Annotated in this window: 16 protein-coding genes, 1 tRNA gene and 2 pseudogenes; 10 read left to right on the top strand and 9 right to left on the bottom strand. The window is 59.2% G+C overall.

Annotated elements, in window-relative coordinates; genetic code table 11:
* Positions 1–15: 15 nt before the first annotated feature.
* The 4 genes from ABIE58_RS03120 to ABIE58_RS03135 all read right to left on the bottom strand — a co-directional run bounded on the left by ABIE58_RS03120 (position 16) and on the right by ABIE58_RS03135 (position 7,049).
* Complete coding sequence (locus ABIE58_RS03120; protein ID WP_354543228.1) at positions 16–2,811, bottom strand: DUF1156 domain-containing protein; 2,796 nt, start codon at positions 2,809–2,811, stop codon at positions 16–18.
* The gene (locus ABIE58_RS03125; RefSeq protein ID WP_354543229.1) at positions 2,808–3,215 is read right to left on the bottom strand and encodes an ASCH domain-containing protein; all 408 of its coding nucleotides are present in this window, start codon (positions 3,213–3,215) and stop codon (positions 2,808–2,810) included. Before ABIE58_RS03125 ends, ABIE58_RS03120 begins: the two co-directional genes overlap by 4 nt.
* Entirely contained in the window at positions 3,212–6,715 is a 3,504-nt protein-coding gene (locus tag ABIE58_RS03130; protein WP_354543407.1) for a protein NO VEIN domain-containing protein, read from the bottom strand. The genes ABIE58_RS03125 and ABIE58_RS03130 overlap by 4 nt, the downstream gene beginning before the upstream one ends.
* A 142-nt stretch (positions 6,716–6,857) precedes the next feature.
* Positions 6,858–7,049 (bottom strand): BrxR family helix-turn-helix transcriptional regulator, encoded by a 192-nt coding sequence (locus tag ABIE58_RS03135; protein ID WP_502950058.1) that lies wholly within the window; start codon positions 7,047–7,049, stop codon positions 6,858–6,860.
* On the opposite strand from ABIE58_RS03135, the gene ABIE58_RS03140 reads away from it, so the two are divergent.
* The gene (locus ABIE58_RS03140; protein WP_354543413.1) at positions 6,981–7,124 is read left to right on the top strand and encodes a hypothetical protein; all 144 of its coding nucleotides are present in this window, start codon (positions 6,981–6,983) and stop codon (positions 7,122–7,124) included. The genes ABIE58_RS03135 and ABIE58_RS03140 overlap by 69 nt on opposite strands.
* A gap of 175 nt (positions 7,125–7,299) precedes the next feature.
* The gene (locus ABIE58_RS03145) at positions 7,300–7,557 is read left to right on the top strand and encodes a hypothetical protein (protein ID WP_354543230.1); all 258 of its coding nucleotides are present in this window, start codon (positions 7,300–7,302) and stop codon (positions 7,555–7,557) included.
* Between the two features lie 114 nt (positions 7,558–7,671).
* On the opposite strand, the gene ABIE58_RS03150 is transcribed toward ABIE58_RS03145, so the two are convergent.
* Entirely contained in the window at positions 7,672–8,076 is a 405-nt protein-coding gene (locus ABIE58_RS03150; protein ID WP_354543231.1) for a hypothetical protein, read from the bottom strand.
* A 291-nt stretch (positions 8,077–8,367) separates the two neighbouring features.
* Positions 8,368–8,640 (bottom strand): annotated as a pseudogene (locus ABIE58_RS03155) (transposase domain-containing protein); the annotation flags it as partial.
* Positions 8,641–8,801: 161 nt separating this feature from the next.
* On the opposite strand from ABIE58_RS03155, the gene ABIE58_RS03160 reads away from it, so the two are divergent.
* Together ABIE58_RS03160 and ABIE58_RS03165 are read left to right on the top strand one after the other, a co-directional pair.
* Positions 8,802–9,023: a type II toxin-antitoxin system Y4mF family antitoxin gene (locus tag ABIE58_RS03160; protein ID WP_354543232.1), complete on the top strand. Its 222-nt coding sequence runs from the start codon at positions 8,802–8,804 to the stop codon at positions 9,021–9,023.
* Positions 9,024–10,322: a type II toxin-antitoxin system HipA family toxin gene (locus ABIE58_RS03165; protein ID WP_354543233.1), complete on the top strand. Its 1,299-nt coding sequence runs from the start codon at positions 9,024–9,026 to the stop codon at positions 10,320–10,322. It begins immediately after the preceding gene.
* 357 nt (positions 10,323–10,679) lie between these two features.
* Here the strand turns inward: ABIE58_RS03165 and ABIE58_RS03170 are convergent, their stop codons facing one another.
* The 3 genes from ABIE58_RS03170 to ABIE58_RS03180 form a co-directional block, all read right to left on the bottom strand.
* Positions 10,680–12,200 carry a tyrosine-type recombinase/integrase gene (locus ABIE58_RS03170; RefSeq protein ID WP_354543234.1) on the bottom strand — a complete coding sequence of 507 codons (1,521 nt, stop codon included), beginning with the start codon at positions 12,198–12,200 and terminating at the stop codon, positions 10,680–10,682.
* A 149-nt stretch (positions 12,201–12,349) separates the two neighbouring features.
* Positions 12,350–14,230 (bottom strand): tyrosine-type recombinase/integrase, encoded by a 1,881-nt coding sequence (locus ABIE58_RS03175; protein WP_354543235.1) that lies wholly within the window; start codon positions 14,228–14,230, stop codon positions 12,350–12,352.
* 256 nt (positions 14,231–14,486) lie between these two features.
* Complete coding sequence (locus tag ABIE58_RS03180) at positions 14,487–15,035, bottom strand: hypothetical protein (protein ID WP_354543236.1); 549 nt, start codon at positions 15,033–15,035, stop codon at positions 14,487–14,489.
* A gap of 282 nt (positions 15,036–15,317) precedes the next feature.
* Between ABIE58_RS03180 and ABIE58_RS03185 the strand changes: the two genes are divergently transcribed.
* The 6 genes and pseudogenes from ABIE58_RS03185 to ctaD all read left to right on the top strand — a co-directional run bounded on the left by ABIE58_RS03185 (position 15,318) and on the right by ctaD (position 21,151).
* A tRNA-Ser gene (locus tag ABIE58_RS03185) sits at positions 15,318–15,407 on the top strand.
* Between the two features lie 388 nt (positions 15,408–15,795).
* Positions 15,796–15,999 (top strand): annotated as a pseudogene (locus ABIE58_RS03190) (protein NO VEIN domain-containing protein); the annotation flags it as partial.
* A 109-nt stretch (positions 16,000–16,108) separates the two neighbouring features.
* The gene (locus tag ABIE58_RS03195; RefSeq protein ID WP_354543237.1) at positions 16,109–17,344 is read left to right on the top strand and encodes an acyl-CoA dehydrogenase family protein; all 1,236 of its coding nucleotides are present in this window, start codon (positions 16,109–16,111) and stop codon (positions 17,342–17,344) included.
* A 99-nt stretch (positions 17,345–17,443) separates the two neighbouring features.
* Positions 17,444–18,409, top strand: coding sequence for an agmatinase (gene speB / locus ABIE58_RS03200; protein WP_354543238.1), 966 nt, complete (start codon positions 17,444–17,446; stop codon positions 18,407–18,409).
* A 100-nt stretch (positions 18,410–18,509) separates the two neighbouring features.
* Positions 18,510–19,289: a 23S rRNA (adenine(2030)-N(6))-methyltransferase RlmJ gene (gene rlmJ / locus ABIE58_RS03205; RefSeq protein WP_354543239.1), complete on the top strand. Its 780-nt coding sequence runs from the start codon at positions 18,510–18,512 to the stop codon at positions 19,287–19,289.
* A 188-nt stretch (positions 19,290–19,477) separates the two neighbouring features.
* Positions 19,478–21,151 (top strand): cytochrome c oxidase subunit I, encoded by a 1,674-nt coding sequence (gene ctaD / locus ABIE58_RS03210; protein WP_354543240.1) that lies wholly within the window; start codon positions 19,478–19,480, stop codon positions 21,149–21,151.
* Positions 21,152–21,161 lie beyond the last annotated feature (10 nt).

Here is a 21,161-nt window from a genome sequence, read left to right on the forward strand (position 1 = left end):
CATTTCAGATTACCTTCAAATATCCATCGCCGACTGGCGGTTCACATCTTCGATCCGGATCGTCGCAGCCAGCCGCGTCAAGTCCGTCCATACGGCGATCAGCCCGTTGTAGGAGGTCGCCTCCTTTGCGTCCTTCCGCTTGTTCGAGCAGACGTCGTAGAGGTAATAGGCGAGGTCCTTGACCATCTCGGCGCGGTCCGGGCCCAGCTTTTTGAGCAGCAGGGCAGCGGCGTACTCGCCGTCGTTCTCCAGCACGCGGATCAGGTGCTGGCAGCTTTCCCAGATCGTCAAGTGGTCGTCTTCGGCCGGGTCCCACTCCGGGTCGAGTTCGGCGCGCTTGAGGATGCGGACCTTGCCGGCCGAGCTGTCGACGATCCCGGCATGCTTCACGCTCTCGACCGAGATGCCGCGCGCGCGGGCGAGGTTGTCGGCCGCGCCGTAGTCGCCCTTGTCGGTGCCGTGCTGCTCGAACCAGGTCGCGGCAAAGCGGGTGTCGGCGTCGAATTCACCATGCAGATCGTTCAGGAACTCGTCGAGCTCGGCATTGATCAACTGCAACGCGGTCTTGACCGTCATCGGGCTGTCGTCGGCCTCCAGCACCGCCTTGTAGCGCGAGAAGACGCCCATGCCGGGGCCGATAGCCGATTGCGGCATGTCGGCGGGGGAGACGTTGGCGGCTTGAAGCTCGGCGATGGCCGGAGGAAGTTCGCGCTTCAGGGTGCGGATGAACTCGGCGCGGGTGACGGAATCGGCGGTTACTTCCTTCTTGCGGCAAACAAGAACGACCGAGTTGGCGAGGGCATTTGTTCCGACCGAGACCATTCGGCCAGGTTTTTCAGTGCGCATCGGCCAGGTTCCGACCACCGAGAAACCAGCTTCGACAACTGCCTGAATAAATGTTGCCCAGCCCGTTGAGCTTATACCCTCTTTCTCCACCTCGCTCTGCTTAAAGGCATAGTAAATCGTGGCGGGTATTGCTTCATGTGCGTTCGCTTCCATATTCTGGATCGCTTGCTTCATGCCGCTGAGGAAGAAGTCCTCTGCCGCTGCTGCGCCACCTTGACGATAAGGCGCGGCTACCAACTCTTCCGATTTGGGCGTTGCAAGAATGCCAAAAATATCCGGATATATACCTCTAAGCGCAGGCTTCATCCAAGCAAAAAAGAAGTCTGCAAGATCAGCGTACCCAATATTATCGTAGTATGGGGGGTCGGAGGAAATTACGCATTTCGTGGGATATTCGACGGTCTGGGCATCCGCTTGTTGTATTTCTCCAATAGCATCCGGAACGAATGCGCCCAATGACTTGTATACCCAGTCAACAGAGGCATCCGTCCAATTTCCGTTGCTATTGCTGAATGGGTTCAACTCCACAAAATCCCACGTCATAGGCAGAGCTTGACGCGCGAACGTACTCCTTGACGCCTGAACCGAACTCCGCCAAGTAACTTGAGCGCTCCAAGCATCTGCAGCACGATCAACCGCAAATGTTAGGTACACGGTTATTGCTTCTGAGTATGCGCGAGCGCCTTTTCCATTATCGCGTAATGGTACATCGTCTTCAGTCAAACCAGATGAAATAGCGTCCTTTTCTGCTGCCTCCCGTGCGTCTACAGCCAGACTTTGGAATGTCGAAAGAGTTGCAAGTTGCCTCTTTGTAAATAAGTCTTTGGGTCGTGTCAGCCCGAAGTTCCTGCACCATACATCACGCGGGTTCGGCTGGAATTCAAACTCCAGAGCAGGTAAGTCGGTCTCTGGCAAATCCGACGGAAGTAGAGATGAACTCGCTGGAAGATAAACACGGCTTCTTTTTCCTTCACAAGCTACAGCTGTCTGGAGCGCGCCAATTCTTCCGGCTAAACCTTCCTGCGCCACGTAGTTGCGATCTGTTGGTGTGCCGCAGAATGCACATTCGAAGATTGCTGACTTGCCCCTCTTATAGCCTTCTTCTGGTTTTTTGCCTATTAGGCCGAATTTAGGCCCGACATCAAAGCGAATAGTTTGCCCCTCCACTATAGGGGTTAGATAGGCCTCACTTCCTTTTTTCGATGACAGTACAAAAGACGAAAGAAGTGGCGTCTGGCAGCGGCAACCCGGGTTGGCACAGGTAACAGTTCGCGCCCAGAACCACGCAATCACGTTGGCTTTGCCGCCGCCAAACTCGTTCGGCAGGTCCACCTTCGGATAGAGATGCCCGATGCGCTCCCATGCCTTCTCGCGCATCCATTCGCCGTAGTATTTCACGTCCTCCGCCAGCCCCTGGGCGTTTTTATAGCCGCCATGGCCGGCGTTTTTTCCCCCTGGATGAATCGGCTCCATGTCCTTGAACTTCGGCGGGATCTCGATCATCGCCTTGCCGATCATCACCGCCACCGGGTTCAGGTCGGACCCATAGGCGGGCAGCCCCAGCCGCTGCGCCTCCAGCGGGATCGACCCGCCGCCCGAGAACGGGTCATAGACCGGGGGCAGCTCGCCATCGCAGCTGGCGCGGATCTCGGCCCGCGCGCGCTCCAGCACCTCCTCGTTGGTCGAGTTCTCCCACTTCACCAGGTCCTCGATGATGGTGAACAGCCGCTTGCGCTCGGCCTCCACCGCCTCCTCGGTCGGAAACCTCTCCGGATGGCTCGACGGATCGTCCACCAGCTGCGCGAACAGCACCGCCCGACACGCCGCCAAAGGCCGCCGCGCCCACCACAGATGCAGTGTCGAGGGATGCCCATGCCGGATCGACTTCTCCCGCGCCGATGCCGCGTTGATCGCTTCGAGGGGGATGGCGACTTCGATGAGTTTCTTCTTATATGGCGTTGTCATGCAACGGCCTTTACGGCTTTATCTTCCGCCAAAGCATCTGAGACGTGCTGATCGAGCGTGACCCATTTGACCGCGCCGCTCTTGTGCCGATAGGGGACAGGCCTGTTCAGGCGAACTGCGTTGGACATGATCCAAGCGTACCGGTGCTTGGCGAATTTCCCCGAGAGAAAAATCTCGGGAGGAATGTGATGCTTGTCGGTATTTTCGATCATCTTCTGATCGGATAGTGGGCCGTCAGCCCCTACCATCTTTGCGACGCCGACAACATGGCCGCTGCCCTTCTTTATCAGGCCAATCCAGCCACGTTGCTTGGCCGATGTGCTCCTCATTTCCCAGATCTTGGTACCGTTCAGGATCTTGCTGATCCAAGGTTCGTCAATGATGAGAGCTTTTTCGATTTTCATGCCGGTGCCCTTGCCCGCTCAAGCAGGCGGTTGATGTTGAACTGAATAGCGTTCTGATCGAACGGCGGCTCTCGCGTGTCAAGAGCCCCGCGTAGATACCGCGGCGCATGCACGTAGCCGTCGCCGACTTGAACGATGGCGAGGATGAACTTCTCGGGTTCGTGGAGCGAGGTGATGACCTCCTGCCGCGTGATCATCACCGTGTCCGCGCCGTCGATCCGTCCCTTCACCTCGATGAACCGCATGTGGTCAACGTTGGGATCGTAGGAGGCGATATCGTAGCCGACCTTCTGGGCGGATACGTCCTCCGGCTGGTTGCCAAGCTCCCGCTCAGCCGCCATGACCGCCTCCATCGCCTTCAGTTCTATTTCGCGGCGTGCAACAGGGTCCTCCGAGAAACCCGATCCGGCACCGGCCATCTCGCCCGCGACACGCTCAAACAGAAGGCCACGCGGCACGACGACCATCCCGCCCCGGACGCGCGGCGGCTGGGCCGAGATGAACCGCTCCTGTTCGATCAGGTCCAGACGACGCTTCATGCGCTCTGCCAAGTCCTCCGCCCGGCGCTGCGCGTTCTGCCAGTTGAGCCGCGTCTTCTTGCCGGCCTTTTCCTGCTCTTTCAACTCGAAGGCGCGGGCGTCCCAGTAGTTGATCTCTTTCTTCAGTCGGGCCTTCACCTCCTGCTCGACCTTGTCGATTTCCGGCAATCGGCGTGCACGGACCTCCGCGACATGACCTTGGGCAAGCTCGACCGTCGCGAACTGGACAACCTTCTTCTCGAGATCGCCCCGCAGCCATTCGGCGTTTAGGATCTCCTCAACGCCTCCTATCTCGTCAGGTGTTGCGGGACGCAGATTGAGGTGGGGTGCGATGCCTGCATTGGTCACGTTGCCCTCCTCGTCAATCGCGGCGAACTGTAGCTTCTGAGAGATGATGTTTGCGTTGCCAGAGCTGGTTGGGCGCCCGTCTTGAACGCCGTGTTCGAGCAAGAAGAGGGCGGAGACGTCTCGACCGTCGTCGGTGTCATCGACCAGTACGGCGCCCTGCTTCATCAGGTGATCGTTCTTCTCGCGCACCAAGCTGATGACGGCGTCGAGCAACGGATGACCAGGATAAACGAAGGAGGCGACGGGTTGCTGGTTGATTTTGCTCTTCTCAAAGCAGATGCGCTCGTACTTCTTTTGGAGCGGCGCACTTGAGCCGATCTGACGGTCGCGTTCTCGCACGCTGAGGGGGACATGAGTTATTTCCCATCTTCCCTCTTCTCTGCGTTTGATCTGGCCGCCAAGCCGCTGGAAAGCCTCCACAAAAAAGCTCTGGATGTGGTGGGGCTGCAGGCGCTGAGCTTCAGCCCGTTCCATTTCAAGCCGCAGCTCCTGCACGCGAGCCTCCGGCATGGTGTCGCTGGTCAGCTGTCTCTTCTGAAGGAGGTGGAGAAGATGACTTTGATCAACTGCACCATCGACCGTCTGGAAGAGGCGAGCTTTCACCTCCTCCTGCTCACCGTACTGTATAGCTTCGAACAGAAGGTCCTTGAGCGCGCGTTCCTCGAATAGTTCGCCGAGGACATCGTAGACGCGTCCGCCGAGTGCTTCTCGTGCTGCCTCAAGCTTTTCCAATAGCCGCGCATAGACCTCGCCTTCACGGGTATCCTTCGCGACGAGATTCCAGAGATGACAAACCTCGGTCTGGCCGATCCTGTGGATACGCCCGAAACGCTGTTCGATCTTGTTCGGGTTCCATGGCAGGTCGTAGTTCACCATGAGATGCCCACGCTGAAGGTTCACGCCTTCGCCCGCTGCGTCGTTGGCGATCAAGACAAGCAGATCACGGTCTTGCATGAACCGCTCGACGATCTTGCGGCGCTCTTCCCGAGAGACACCCCCGTGAATTACGGCCACCGCATCTGGCCGTCCGATCCTGCCGACGACCTTTTCACACAAATATTCAAGCGTGTCTTTCGGCTCGGTAAAGATTATGAGCTTTCGGCGATACCCGTCCGGATCGACCATCAGGTCGTCATCAAGAATTCGGTCAAGCTGCTGCCACTTGGTGTCCTTGCCCGAGCGCAGGACACCGAGCGCCATGTTTTCAAGACCTTCGAGAGTTTGGACCTCGATCTCCAGCTGCTCCACGGTTTCAGCCGTAGTTGCGCCAGTAGAGATCTGTTCTTCGAGATCATCCAGTTCATCTTGGCCGTACTCATCGAGGTTGCGCAACATCTCGTCGTTGATTGCCACGTTCGAGAATGCTGAGGTCTTTCCGCGTGTTGCGAGCTTGGCTTCCGAAAGCTCATTCTCCAGGCGCTCGCGGCGACGCTTCAAGGACTGGTAGATGGCCGCAGGGCTGGATGCGAGCCGACGCTGCAAAATCTGAAGTGCAAAGCCCACGTTGTTACGTTTCTTACCGTCGTCTTCCGCGAAACGCTGCACACGGTTCATTTCATTGCGGACATATTCGGTGACGGCCGTGTAAAGCTCAGCCTCAAGAGGGGAGAGATCGTATTTGACGGTGTAGGCGCGCCGCTCTGGAAAGAGCGGACGGCCATCAAAGCGCAGCAGTTCTTCCTTTGTCAGACGCCGCATCATGTCCTCGACATCGGCGACGTGGACTCCGTCACGGAAACGACCCTCAAAGCGGTCTCCGTCCAACAGGGCCATGAACAACTGAAAATCCTTTTCCTTGCCGTTGTGTGGAGTTGCCGACATGAGCAGGAAATGTCGGCACGCCCGACTGAGCTGCTGACCAAGCTGATAACGCTTGGTGTATTTGACCTCGTTACCAAAATAGGTTGCTGACATCCGATGAGCTTCGTCCGCGATGATCAGGTCCCACTCAGTCGACGACGTCAGCTTCTCCTGTAGCTCCTCATTTCGAGCCAGCATGTCGAGACGGGCAATAAGGCGGTTATTGTCATTGAATGGGTTTCCGGAACGGGAACCCTCGATCATGTCCTTCGTCAGGATGTCGAACTCCAGGCCAAACTTTTCACCGAGTTCGTCTTGCCACTGCTCGACGAGGCTTCCTGGAGCTACGACCAAGCAGCGCTCGAGGTCACTACGAGCGATCAATTCCTTGATCAGAAGCCCTGCCATAATGGTTTTTCCCGCGCCGGGGTCATCCGCAAGCAGGAACCGAAGAGGTTGTCTCGGAAGCATTTCGCCATAAACGGCAGAAATCTGATGTGGGAGCGGATCCACAAGGCTGGTGTGGATCGCGAGATAGGGATCGAAGAAGTGCGCCAGCTTGATGCGGTTTGCTTCAGTCACGAGGCGGAGTTGAGCTCCGTCGGCGTCAAACGACCACTTCCTCCCTTGGCTTTCGATGCGGAGCCTATGTTCATCGTCACGGTAGAGTGTCGTTTCTGCGACAGAGCCAGTTGAGTTCCGGTAGACGACATTGATCGCCTGGCCTCCGATCCATTCGACGGACACGACCTCCACCGAAGGTCCTGGGGCCACGCCCAAAGCGCGACTGCCTGGTTTGACGTCCTCAAGCATACTCACGGTACGGCCTCCTGACCCATCATTACGATCTGCTGGTCTTGGAGGCGACGCGCTGAAGGGTCTGTGTCCAGGCCCATGCGACCCGCGATGGTCCATTGCGACGGTATCTCGAACAATAATTCCTCCGGTCAGACAGTTAGCTGCGCGCGCTCTTGCCGTAAATCATGATGTCTTGAGTGAACCCGATGCAGGGGTTTAAGTCGGCGCACGTATGGTTCACGGAAATTCCACACTGGTCCATTAGATCGCTGCAGTTCACATGCCCCTCCCAGAACAGGCGAAACTTGATAAACTCGAGGCGCTGCTCGACGCCCCAGCGAAGCTCCACCTTGTTTCACCGGGCTCTCCCAGCCTTGCCGAGGAATACGATCACTATGCACATTCAGTTATTGTGCTGGCGTGAGCGTAACGACACCTGACAGCCTCTTCAATCGAAATCCATGACGGGTCGTACAGGCGATTGCGGCAGGGAGGGCGGGTTCACGTTTCGACCGGACAACGGTGCTCGCGCAGCCATTCCGTGAAGCTTCGCAGCGTGTGGGTGTTCTTATTGATTACCAGCACCACCGGCACCGCGTATGACGCGATCCTACTGGTATTCGAAGTTGCCATGGATTGTTGAAGTCCCGGAGGCCATTTTGACGTCGATCTTCCAGTTGGCGTCCATCGTATTGAGTAATATCAACCGGGACCCGGCAGAGCTTGGTGAGTTCGGTCTGCCGCGCCAGCCCGAGCCAACTGCCGCGGATTATCGATTGATCACCTCGATAGAGGTAGAAACTCTGAGATCGCAAGTGACCCTGTTGGTTCCACTTTGCAACCGCAAGACGTTCTGACAGAATTGAGGTTGAAACCCTAAGTGACCCAGGAGATAAAACGGCCCCTGAATAAGTACTCTTCGCATGCAGATTTTGCGCTGGAGCCCGGGTTGCCGGGCTCCAGCACTGATCTTAGTTCAATGCCCAGTCGAGGGTTGCAATCATGTCCCTGAGCCGAGCGCATACCCAGTTCACGCGCGTATCGAAGTCCTGGTTGCAAGAAGAGATCTGATCGCTCCTGATGGAGATGGCAGCCATCTCATCCAGCGCAAGAACAAGGATTGGGCGCACGTCGAGCAAAAGCTGCCTGATGTTGAAGTCCGTGCAATCGGGCTCGAGATGAAGGCCCGAGAGCTCATCCAAGTCCGCAGCTGCGGGCAGACGGCCCGCCTCATTCAAGACCTGGATGAGCGTCTCGCTCTCCTGGTCAAGATACAGACCGAGACGGTCAATCGCCAGCGACAGCGCGTCTACATCGTCGCGCGCGTCCCCATCGTCGGAAGACCATCCAAAGTGAATGGGAAGGATAAAGTTCATGTATGACTCCATTTTTGGAGCTGATCCGGGCAATGGTCATTGCCAATGGTCGCGTCGGGTTGAACGGCAAGGCCGCTGCGACCGTCAGAGTGTTGTGTTTTGCGACCTGTCTGTTTCCTTTCAGTAGGCATATTGGCCGGTATTTCACGCCACGAAGCAGAAAATTGGAATTTTTATTGATTTCCCAGCTTTTAATTCTGGATATCGCGCCGAGTTCGCAGGGTGCCTCAAACGCACTGACAAAAGCTACCAGTGCCAGTTTGTTGGTAACCGCCTCTTTGATACCGCAGCTTACGCGGCTTGACTGCGTGTCACGGATGCCAGTGGCACCCAATTCCACGGCAGCAACTCATTTAGCTTGTTGATCTTGTGATCATGGATGCGGTCGAGCACGTCGTCGAGATAGGCCAGCGGATCGAGGCCGTTGAGCTTGGCGTTCTCGATGATGGTCATGGCGCGGGACAGGGTTTCCGCACCAGTATCGGCTCCTGCGAAGAGCCAGTTTTTCCGTCCTATCCCGATCGGGCGTAGGGCACGCTCGGCTGGATTGTTATCGATCGCCACGGCCTGACCTTGTCAGCTCCGGGAGCTGACGACATGGCGATTTCAATGATCGTCAAAATTTTGCAGAGTTCCGTGTCTTGGAAGCAAAATTTCGACGATCGTTGACAAAACGGGCAACTAAGCCCACATTCAGCGAAACTTCAACGATCGTGGAAATCGATATGTCTGAGATAACACGCGCCATCCGCACTGCCAGCGATCTGGGCGCAGCGATCCGGGAACGGCGAAAGACCCTGTCGATGACCCAGGGAGACCTTGCGATGCAGGCAGGCGTATCGGTCGCGACCATCAGCGCGATCGAGAACGGCAAGGACACTGCGCAGATCGGCATCGTCCTCGACCTGTGCCGGGACCTTGGGCTGCGGCTCAGCGTGGAGACCTGAATGCTGGAGCTCGATGTTTTCCTCGAAGCCCAGCCGACGCCGGTCGGGCGGCTGGCCCGCGATGACCACGGTGACATCTCCTTCAGATACCTGCGGGATGACTTGCCGCATCCGATATCGACGTCGCTGCCTGTCGGGGAGAAGCCCTTTGGCGATAACGAGACGCGCGGGTTCTTTGACAATCTTCTGTTTGAGAACGCGCAGAGGGACCAGATCATGCAACGCCATGGGCTGGACCACTCGGATACAGTTGGGCTGTTGTATCACCTCGGACGGGACTGTCCGGGAGCGATTTCGGTCGTTCCTCGTGGCGAAGGACCGGCAAAACAGCCAGGCAACTTGGACACGGATTACGACCCGCTCGACGACGACACGCTAAGAGACCTGATGATCTCCTTGCGGGATCGTCGACGCGTACCAGACGGCACAGGCGATCCATCACCTTTGGCGGGGGTGCAGGGGAAGGTCGCTGTCGCCATGCTTCCTGACGGACGCTTCGGATTTCCGCGTTCGGGATTGAACGTGCCGACAACGCATATCCTGAAAGTGCCCCGGGGCGCTGAAATGCGACTCGTGGATTACGAAAATGTATCGATGCAGATTGCGCAAGACGTGCTCACCCATCCCGTCGCGGACACGTCTATCCGTGAATTCGAAGATGTGAGGGGGCTATTGATCGAGCGGTTCGATCGCCAGGTCGAGGGCGCGCAGGTGCGCCGCATTCACCAGGAGGATTTCTGCCAGGCTTTGGGTTTGGGGCCAACCCTGAAATACGAACGAAATGGCGTGGACGAGCGCGCCTTTTCCGCCCGGCGCGTTGCCGAGCTTATCCTGTCTTGTGACAGTCCGGGCCAGACCCGGCAGTCCTTCCTTGAAGGGGCTTTGGTCAATCTGTTGCTGGGCAACACGGACAACCACGCCAAGAACCACGGTTTGCTGTATCACGGAGCACGACCGCAGCTCGCGCCGTTCTATGACATCGTTCCGGTCCTGCTCAATGACCAGGTCACGCATCAGATGTCTTTCAAGATCGGTGCCGCCGAGATGACCGACGACATCACGACCGAGGACATCGCGCGCTTTCTCCAGGATCTCGGATATCGGCGCATGACGCCGAAACTGAAGAGCCGTCTTTGTGAAATCGTATCGGTCTTGGTCGCGCGAGTTCCCGAAATGCGGGGACCAGGGATAAAACGCCTCGGCGACGCAATCGCCGAGCAAGCCCGCTGGCTGGGCCCGGCGATAGGTTGTGATGTCGACATTCCGGAACGGGACCTCGTCATCATCAATCGCCCTTAGGCCGTCGCGGCGTTACAACACCGCGGAGGTGCCACCGGCTTGGTCTTTTGAAACTCCGCGCGGTGCTTTGTGGCTGCGGGCGACGACACTCGCCCCACTTGATGAATCTGACTCAAGACGCGCCTTGGCGGCGCTGGAAGGGGGGCAGTGACTTTCAGTCCCATGAACAGTGTAACAAGTTCGATAAAGTCGCGTAAGATGGAGTAATCAGGCTCCGGGAAAACCGGGGCGGTTCAGTCGCGAACGTCCCGGTCATATGGGATGGTTTGTTTTGCCCAAGCCGGGAAGCGGTGGGGTGGGCAAAACAACCATGTGCAGCTACGAAACTATGTGCGTTAAACTGGCGGCGCGGCGGGTTCAAGTTCCGCAGGCACGATCCGCCAGATCGCGCAATGCCAGCGCTGCCTCACGTAACCGGATTCTCCGCGCAAGAACTTCGTAGTCTTCCTGCGATAGTGGGTTCTCATGCTGAAGAATGGCGGCAATTACCTCGCGGTCTGCTCCACGCGCCACCAATGTATCGGCCCATACAGTTCGAAGGATGTGGGGCCCATGTCCGCTGTGACGCGCCACGAGTGTGCTCAGCGCGTTCAATGAATAGGCCTGACCAGGGTTTTTGGGCGACTCCAGAAAAGGCACGCCGGAGCGTTCGCGGTATACCTGCCACAAGACCCTCGGCTCCGTTCCCTGAAGTAGGCAGGCATCAAGAAGATATGTGACCTCTTCAGGCAAAATCATAGGCTCGACCCGTGTACCTGACTTCTTCGTCCACCCAAGATCAAGCATCCAGCTCTTGGCGTTCCGAGAAAGTTGATCGCCAATGATAAGGCGGCACAGGTCGCCGCGCCGTAACGGGAAGACCAACAGAATTCCAAGAACGCCCGCAACCGTCAGCAGTCCCCTTCGGACTTGTACGTTCGCAGTATCGTTCGCCAGATTTATAAGTTGATGTGCGCGGCGGAAATAGTCCTCGAGGGACATCGGACGTTCACATAGCGCCCGCTCCTTTGCCTTGGGATCTCCGTTTTTATCCGCGAGGGCCCAAAACCGATTTGTGAAACGACCCCATTTCTGGCGCTCCTCTGGGTCTTGAATGAATGGCCGAAGCTGTGCGCAATACGTGGCGGCGCTACGTCGGCACCAGCCCTTTTCGCCGTTTGTCTGCTCCCAAAGCTTCAAGCGGTCCAATACGTAGTCAGCAAAGATATCGAGCGCGCTCTTATCAAAGCTGATCACGCGCCCCTGTGAGGCAAGCAGATCATGATGCAGAATCAGGCTTTTCCGGTGATTTCCGACAGTTGACGAACTCCATTCATTCGCCGGATCCCGCGAAGTAAGGTCTTTGAGAAGCGCCTCTACGTCCGCGATCACCCGCTTTTTGGAATACGGTTGAGATAGGCTTGGTGGCCAGACCCGTGAATACAGATCAGTCTGTGCGCGCCGGAGCACGACGAGGTGAGGATGACCAGGGGCCAGCATTTCCATCGTAACGCAAAGACGGGAGAGGCGCTGATACCGCGTTCGTTCTGCAATGATCTCAGTGAGATACAGGTGACGCACAGGATCGGCTGGTAATGCCCCAAGTCGATCGATGCAACGCAGATAGGCGTCGACTTCTTTCAGGAAGCGGCGTAACCCTGATACGTGTAAACCCTTAGCGAGGTGTCGCATTTCGGTTGGCCACCACCGGGCGGCGATGATGTCGCTCACGGATCGTTTGTCGATTTCGTTTTCGTACAGCCAATCACGCAAGTCCTTATCTGGCCCCGTCGTGCCCAGGTCGTAGAGGACACGCATATACTGCCGTGTCACATCTACGGTCAGGGAGGTGCCCAGAAAACGGCGAAAGGCCTTCCATCGGTCCACGTCGAATACCACGGGACGTCCCGGGAATTCGTCCCGAGACCACGAGCAATACGCTCGGACAGTGCGGAGGATGCGCTGGCGCATTGGCTTGGAGGCCGTCTTTCGCCGTGTCTCAAGAGCCGGCTGAAAGTCGACTGGCCACTCTGCGGGTATTGTGCTCGTCATACGCTAAGCCCCCGAAAAATGGTTGCCTGTGCCTCCGTGACGTCCCGAAGCATTTGTGATCGATCAACGAACATATAGGCATTCCGCACGGTTTTCTCCTTGTCGCCAAGCAATACGGCAATCTGACAGACCGGTACACCATTGGCATAGAGATGGCTGGCAACGATGTGACGGCACATATGCGGCGTCACGTTGAGCCCGATCTCAGAGGTGTAGGTCCGCCAAATGCGCCGTAGGGTCTCAACATGCAGGCCGCAGAACAGAGCGTTTGGTTGCCTGTATCTCGCATGTGTCGGTTTGTACTTCAGGATCAGCGGATGCGCTTTCTTGAGATACCAGCGGCTGATCTTCCAAGGATCCATCGTTTTGGTCTTTCGCAAAGGCACGCCATCGACAAAGAAGCCGTTCTTGACGATGTGACCCGGGACCAGGATAGATAGCTCATTATTTCCTTTTCCGCGCTCGGTAAGTACCAGATGCGGACTGGCCCCTCCCGAGCGAAGTTTCTGGCGCGTTGCAAGACGAAGCGGAAACCGCGTTGCTATAATTGTGTGCATGGCCATCAGGGCGAGATCGAGCGCGCGATGCTGGGTTTTATTGAGGCCAGGCTCATCCGAGTTTTTCAGGGCGTCGAAACGTTCGATAAGGGGCTTCGCCTCATCAAAGAAAACCTTCGGCATTGAGAAAAACTGCCGTTGAAAGGTTTGGTCTTTTATGAAGCGCAGACAGGTTTCGCGCTTGAAGGCTGCGTTCGCACTTTCATGCTCGGTCCGGCGGCGCAAAGATTTCGCTTTGAAGAGCAAAGGCTGGCATTGGGCGCCATACTCAGGACGCAGGTCACTCAGAAACTGGATCACCATTTTTGCGTAGGCACGACGGACATCAGGCTGGCAGACTGGGCCGAACCCACCCTCTGCGCAAACCGCCACGACATCGGCCAGCACCTCGGGTCGCATAAAGGTCTCGAGATTAAAGGGCTTGTCTGGCGCAACCAATCCCAAGACCACTGCGCCATGCCAGTACCAGCGCACAGCATTCGAGATATTCTTTACTCGGTGATCACTAATAGCATCTCTCTCTATTGTCCGGGTTTCTGTCCCGTATTCCAGGGTCGCTTTGCCACGACGTCGCTGCCCGAGGTAATCGTCGAGGATCTTCTCCAGGTCCGGATGCATCGGGGGTGTTACACGCTTATTAGAAGATGTCAGCGCCGGCAGTGGGCCGATCGGTGCAATCGGCAGAAGACAATCGGGTACGCGGTCATCTAAACGCAGAGCATCCAAACAACGCGCCCCACGCCGGACAGCATCCTTGACGCCGGGTAGCAGGTCACGCGCAAAGCCTTCAATTTGGAGGCTGCTCAAGCTGCGCAAGGACAGCCCGCGCAGACGGCATTCCCGTGCCAAGATATTGAGCGGAAGCCGCTCGTAAGTGTTCAGAAGAACTGGACCTTCAACGCGACCAACAATGTGGTCGATAAGGGCTGTCCAATCATCATCCAAATTCGCAAACGCATTGACCATAGCCCGGCGCCCGGAGACGATGTCGAAGAACGACGAGAGATTGCTGGCCCAAGTCTTCACGGAAAGGAGAGATTTGAAACCGCAGCCTTTCGGGATGCGCCCAGTATGTCGGATGCCTGCGTAAATGCGCTTGGGTTCATCCGGATCGCAGAGGATCAGTTCCTCGGCAGTCGCGATATCGAGAGCGTTGTATACTTGGAGGGCTTTGTTAACCGAACCCCGAATTTTGAGGCGCCGAGACTTCGACCAATATTCGTCGTATGCGCCTGCAGCAAATTGGAGTTTCGCAGTGGCGAGATCCATCTGGACCGTGTCGCGAAGGTTAAGGTTGCTGGGATGATGCATGACAGTCATTTTGATTTTTCCTTGGGATAGATTTTGGGGAATTGCGCTATCCGCGCCGCCCTTCCGACCGGGGGCGCGCGCGGGTGCGCAATGACGCGCAATGTGCGTAAATCGGTGTTTGGGGGAGAGGTCTGACACGGACGCCCTGTTGGGCCCTTGACCCAAGTCCAACAGGGCGTTTGTGTCATCGTGTTGTGGTTCGGCACAAAGTGCGTGGATCGCACTTTTCGCGTCATAAACACCAAATCTCTTTCCTGGAGCGGTGTCATTTCTGTTTGCTCCGGAGCATCTCGTGCCGGTAAAGCGCGGATGCCAGATCACGCCGGAACCGGTGCTGTTTACCGATGCGTATGGAGACGAGGCGCCCTTCGCGGGCGTGCCGCCGATAAGTGCCCAAGTGCAACTTGGACAAGCGATTGTCGTCCTCACGCTTGCTCTCTGGCGTGAGGAGGTCCGCGAGCAGGACCAGCCGCTCGTCATCCGAGCAGAGTGCCCAGGTCTTCAGGGGGTCGTTTACGCCTTCGACAGCGAGTAGATCGGTGAGCGGGACGGTGAGGTCGCGCGTTTTTCCGGGATTGAGGCCAAAGTCCCGCAACAAGCGCCGAACCGTGTCAGCACCGACGGACCACCGTCTTGAAATATTCTTCTTCGTAAACTCTGGGATCGGATACTGTGCAAGCGCACGAGCGATCTCACGCGTTTCTGCCGCGCTTCGGCTTTGAGCAGTGGTACCTTTCTTTGAAGCGCCGTCAGATGGCATGCTAAAGCCAGCTGAAAGACGTTGATCATTGTCGCGAGGGCCTTGCGATTTCATAGGTCAATCTCCTTTGTATCCAGGAGATCGGTTCACTTCATCAAAACGGAAAAAGGAGTGCAGAAGACGAGCGGCGCAGATGACAACATTTGCAGGGACTCGCTCACCGCGCTGCCGAAGGCACTTTAGCGGATAGGGGAAATGACCAAATCCTTCCCATTTCTGGTTCCGCGGCGTTCCTTTCCATGCCATTTCAAGCATTTGGGGCCGTCGCGGGACGCTGGCCAAGTTTTTGAATTTTCGCCTTGTAATGCAGGGGATTGCCCGGCTATACGCGTCGGCGGAGACGTGGCCGAGTGGTCGAAGGCGCTCCCCTGCTAAGGGAGTAGGCCCGGAAGGGTCTCGTGGGTTCGAATCCCATCGTCTCCGCCATCATACCTGCTTCGAACACACACAGGCACCCATCGCGGCGCGGGAATCGTCGTGTTTTCAAAGGGGTTTGCCTCTCCCATGCGAACCTCTGAGACTGCGCGACAGGCCCGTTTCGGGCTCTGAACGGCGTTTTGTCTCTGTTCGGGCGAACCTCGAAAAATTCGGTTCGGTTGGAATTTGTATAGCCTTTTCAATGGCATGAGTTTCAACCCTGCCAAAACTTCGTGCCTTATGTCAATCGCTTTCGAGGGGAACAGAGCCACAACGGACGGTAGGCGCAGGCGGTGGGTGAGCTGGCCGAATGGCGCGTAGCGGTTGCGGTAATTTGCCGGGGCCAAGCCCGGAAAGCGTTGATGACAAACGGACTTCCCGACCTTAGCCTGGCGGAATGTCGAACGGGCCTTGGACGGATGAAGAGAACGACCTGATCGTCGCGGATTACTTCGCGATGCTGGCCGACGATATCGCCGGGCGGCCCTACAACAAGGCCGAGCATCGACGTGCGCTGCTGCCCGTTCTGAACGGTCGCTCCGAGGGATCGGTCGAGTTCAAGCACCAGAACATCAGCGCGGTTTTGAAGGGACTCGGCGAAGTGAATCGCCCCGCTTTATCGGGTTGCATTTGCGCACCTTCCGCCGCCATCCTCTGCATCACTGCGCGCGCCGTTCTCGGCGCGGTGATCTGGGAAAGGGACCGGTGACATGGAGATGAACCTGGGGATGCGCCCCGCGATGCGGGCGCTGCTGGAGCGGGTGGCGGCGATGGTGCGCGACGAGATCGCGCCCCTGGAGCCGGAATTCCACGCCGAGGTGGACAAGGGTGACCGCTGGCAGTTCACGCCCCGGCAGGCCGAGATCCTTGACGGGCTGAAGGCGCGGGCCAAGGCCGAGGGGCTGTGGAATTTCTGGCTGACCGAGGGGGATGAGGGCTTTGGCCTCTCGACGGTCGAATATGCCTATTTCGCCGAGGAACTGGGCAAGAGCCCGCTTGCGCCTGAGATTTTCAACTGCAACGCGCCCGATACCGGCAATATGGAGGTGTTTCACCGCTATGGCAGCGCGGCGATGAAGGACCGCTGGCTGAAGCCGCTGCTCGCGGGCGATATCCGTTCGGCTTACCTCATGACCGAGCCGGACGTGGCCAGTTCCGACGCCACCAATATCGCCATGTCCTGCGTGCGCGACGGCGATCACTACGTTCTGAACGGCGAGAAATGGTGGGCCACCGGCGCGGGCGATCCGCGCTGCGCGGTCTATATCGTGATGGTAAAAACCGGCGGCGATGACCTGCCCAAGCATCAGCGCCATTCCATGATCGTGGTGCCCGCCGACACGCCCGGTATCGAAAAGCTGCGCGCGATGGAGGTCTACGGCCATGACGATGCGCCGCATGGCCATATGCATATCCGCTTCTCGGGCGTGCGGGTGCCGGTGGAGAATATCCTTCTGGGCGAGGGGCGCGGGTTCGAGATCGCGCAGGGGCGGCTTGGGCCGGGGCGCATCCACCACTGCATGAGGGCCATCGGCATGGCCGAGGCGGCGCTGGGGCTGATGTGCCGCCGCAGCCTTGCGCGCGAGGCCTTCGGCAAGCCGCTGGCACATCTGGGGGCGAATTACGACATCATCGCCGAGGCCCGGATGGAGATCGAGCAGGCGCGGCTTTTGTGCCTGCGGGCGGCGTGGATGATGGATCAGGGCGATGCGCGCGCCGCCGCGCCGTGGATTCATCAGGTCAAGGTGGTGGCCCCGCGCGTGGCGCTCCGGGTGGTGGACGAGGCGGTGCAGATGTTCGGCGCGCAGGGTATTTCGCAGGACGTGCCGCTGTCGGCGATGTGGACGCATCTGCGCACGCTGCGGCTGGCCGATGGGCCGGATGCGGTTCACCGCCGACAGGTGGCGCGCGCGGAACTGCGCCGCCACACGCAAGAGAAGGTATAGCGCGGTCTGCCGGGGGCGGGGCCGCGGCCCCCGCCCCGGTTTACACCCCGCACGACTGCGGGCAGTCTCGCGGCGAATGACAGTTTGAACAGGCACATCATGACCGATAAGGACAGCACCAGCATCAACCCCACGGCCTCGGATCTGGCCTTCACGCGGGCCGATCTGCGCGGCAGCATCGCCGAACCGGCCTATGCCGGGGCGCTCAGTTTCATGCGCCGCCGCTTCACCCGTGATCTGGGCGGGGCGGATGTGGCGGTGATGGGCGTGCCGTTCGATATGTCGGTGTCGGGCCGGTCGGGCGCGCGGCTTGGCCCCCGCGCGGTGCGCGCGGCGTCGGCGCATATCGCGTGGTCGGCCCCCTGGCCCTGGGCCTTTGACCCGTTCGAGCAACTCGCCGTGGTGGATTATGGCGATTTGTTCTTCGATCATGGCTACCCGGCGGCGATCCCCGAGGCCATCGCGCAAGCGGCACGCGACGTGCTCGCGACCGATACGGCGCTGCTCACGCTGGGGGGCGATCACTTCATCACCTGGCCGCTGCTGAAGGCCCATGCCGAAAAGCACGGGCCCCTGGCCCTGATCCAGATCGACGCCCATTCCGACACATGGGAGGATGAGCCGGGCCGCATCGACCATGGCACGATGCTCTGGCACGCGCTGCGCGAGGGGCTGGTGGTGCCCGAGCATTCGGTGCAGGTGGGCATCCGCACCCATAACCCCGATCCATTAGGCGTGCATGTGATCGACGCGCGCGAGGTGCATCTGTCAGATCCCCGCGCGATTGCGGGCCGCGTGCGCGAGATCGTGGGCGACAGGCCGTGCTACCTGACCTTTGACATCGACGCGCTCGACCCGTCGATGGCACCGGGCACCGGCACGCCGGTCATTGGCGGGCTGACCACCTTTCAGGCGCAGGAAATCCTGCGCGGGCTGGAGGGCGTCGCGCTCCGGGGGATGGATGTGGTCGAGGTGGCCCCGGCCTATGACATTTCGGAGATTACCGCGCTGGCGGCGGCGACGCTCGCCTGCGACCTGCTTGCGCTTTACGCCGCCGGGCGCTGAGTCAACGCCGGGGCGGCGCAAGGGATGACGGTCCTTGCTTCGCGATATGTCCCGGCAAGGTGCCCCTTTCGCATCCCCGCCGCCCCTGATACCTGAGGTAATGCTCAGCTATCAGCATCATTACCACGCCGGCAACGCGGCGGATGTTCACAAGCACGCGGTGCTGGGCTGGATGCTGGCCTATCTGACCGCCAAGCCCAAGCCGCTCAGCTATATCGAGACCCATGCCGGGCGCGGGCTGTATGATCTGGGCGATCCCGCCGCGCAGCGCACCGGCGAGGCGGCGGCGGGGATCGGGCGGCTGGAACAGGCGTTGGCGGCGGATCACCCCTATCGCCGCTGCCTCGATGCGACCCGCGCCACCCACGGCCCCTCTGCCTATCCCGGCTCTCCGCTTATCGCCGCGCAGGCGCTACGGCCCGGCGACCGGCTCCACCTCGCCGAATTGCACCACGGCGAGCACGCGGCGCTGACGACGGCGCTTGCCCCCTTCCCTGCCCGTATCCGCCGCGAGGACGGGTTTGCGATGGCCCATGCCACCTGCCCGCCGATGCCGCGCCGGGGGGTGCTGCTGGTCGATCCGAGCTACGAGGTGAAGGCCGATTACGACAGCATCCCCGGCCATTTCGCGCGGCTGCACCGCAAGTGGAATGTTGGTATCCTGGTGCTGTGGTATCCGATCCTGGTATCGGGCGCGCATGGCCCCATGCTCGATGCGCTCGGGGCGGCCTTCCCGGACGGGCTGCGCCACGAAGTGGGCTTTGCCGCCGCCCGCGAGGGCCACCGCATGACCGGCTCGGGCCTTTTCGTGGTCAACCCGCCTTACGGCCTTGCCGAGGAGGCCGCGCGCCTCTCGGCAGTCTTTGAGGCAAAGGGCTGAGCGCGGGCCAAGCCCGAGGATGACGCGGGTCTTGCGTCCGCAACCGCATCAGGGTGCGACAAGATTCATTGACCTACGTCAATTTCGCGCATTGCCCGCCCGCGCGCGAGGCTCTAAAACGAGCATGATAACGGGGATGTGAGGCATGTGCCTGCGTCCCTTCCGGAATTGTCAACAGGAGGCACCCAATGGCGGACGCAGCCATTCACGGCCACGAGCACGAGGATCAGCGCGGCTTTTTCACCCGCTGGTTCATGTCCACGAACCACAAGGATATCGGCATCCTCTACCTGGTCACCTCGGCGGTGGTCGGGCTGATTTCCGTCATGTTCACCGTCTATATGCGGATGGAACTGATGGAGCCGGGCGTGCAATACATGTGCCTTGAAGGCGCGCGCTTTATCGCCTCCGACGTTGCCGACTGCACCCCCAACGGGCATCTGTGGAACGTGCTGATTACCTATCACGGCGTGCTGATGATGTTCTTTGTCGTGATTCCGGCGCTCTTCGGCGGTTTCGGAAACTATTTCATGCCGCTCCAGATCGGCGCGCCCGACATGGCGTTCCCGCGCATGAACAACCTCTCGTTCTGGCTGTATGTCGCGGGCACCTCGCTGGGCGTCGCCTCGCTTCTGTCACCGGGCGGCAACGGGCAGCTTGGCTCGGGCGTGGGCTGGGTGCTCTACCCGCCGCTGTCGGTGAACGAGGGCGGCATGTCGATGGATCTCGCGATCTTTGCCGTGCACGTCTCGGGCGCATCCTCGATCCTTGGCGCGATCAACATGATCACCACGTTCCTCAACATGCGCGCACCGGGCATGACGCTGTTCAAGGTGCCGCTCTTCTCGTGGTCGATCTTTGTCACCGCATGGCTCATCCTGCTGTCGCTGCCGGTGCTGGCGGGGGCGATCACCATGCTGCTCACCGACCGCAATTTCGGCACCACCTTCTTTGACCCGGCAGGCGGCGGCGATCCGGTGCTTTATCAGCATATCCTGTGGTTCTTCGGTCACCCCGAGGTCTATATCATCATCCTGCCCGGCTTTGGCATCATCAGCCATGTGATCGCCACCTTCGCGCGCAAGCCTATTTTCGGCTATCTGCCGATGGTCTGGGCGATGATCGCCATCGGCTTCCTGGGCTTCGTCGTGTGGGCGCATCATATGTATACGGTCGGCCTGAGCCTGACGCAGCAGAGCTATTTCATGCTGGCCACGATGGTGATCGCGGTGCCGACCGGGGTAAAGGTGTTTTCGTGGATCGCCACCATGTGGGGCGGCTCGGTGGAGTTCAAGACGCCGATGCTCTGGGCGTTCGGCTTCCTGTTCCTGTTCACCGTGGGCGGCGTCACCGGCGTCGTGCTCAGCCAGGCGGCGGTGGATCGTGCCTATCACGAAACCTATTACGTGATCGCGCATTTCCACTACGTGATGAGCCTCGGCGCGGTGTTCGCGATCTTTGCCGGCATCTATTTCTACTTCCCCAAGATGACCGGGCGGATGATCCCCGAATGGATGGGCAAGCTGCATTTCTGGGCGATGTTCATCGGCGCGAACCTCACCTTCTTCCCGCAGCACTTCCTTGGCCGCCAAGGCATGCCGCGCCGCTATATCGACTACCCCGAGGCCTTTGCGGTCTGGAACTGGTGGTCGTCGGTGGGGGCGTTCATCTCGTTTGCCAGCTTCGTGTTCTTCTTTGGCGTGGTGTTCTATTCGCTGTTCCGCGGGGCCCGCGTGACCGAGGCGAACCCGTGGAACGAATACGCCGACACGCTGGAATGGACCCTGCCCTCGCCGCCGCCGGAGCACACGTTCGAGACGCTCCCCAAGCGCGAGGACTGGGACAAGGCCCCGGCCCACTGAGGCATCCGCC

Source organism: Roseovarius sp. MBR-78 (assembly GCF_040547535.1).
Lineage (GTDB): Bacteria > Pseudomonadota > Alphaproteobacteria > Rhodobacterales > Rhodobacteraceae > Roseovarius.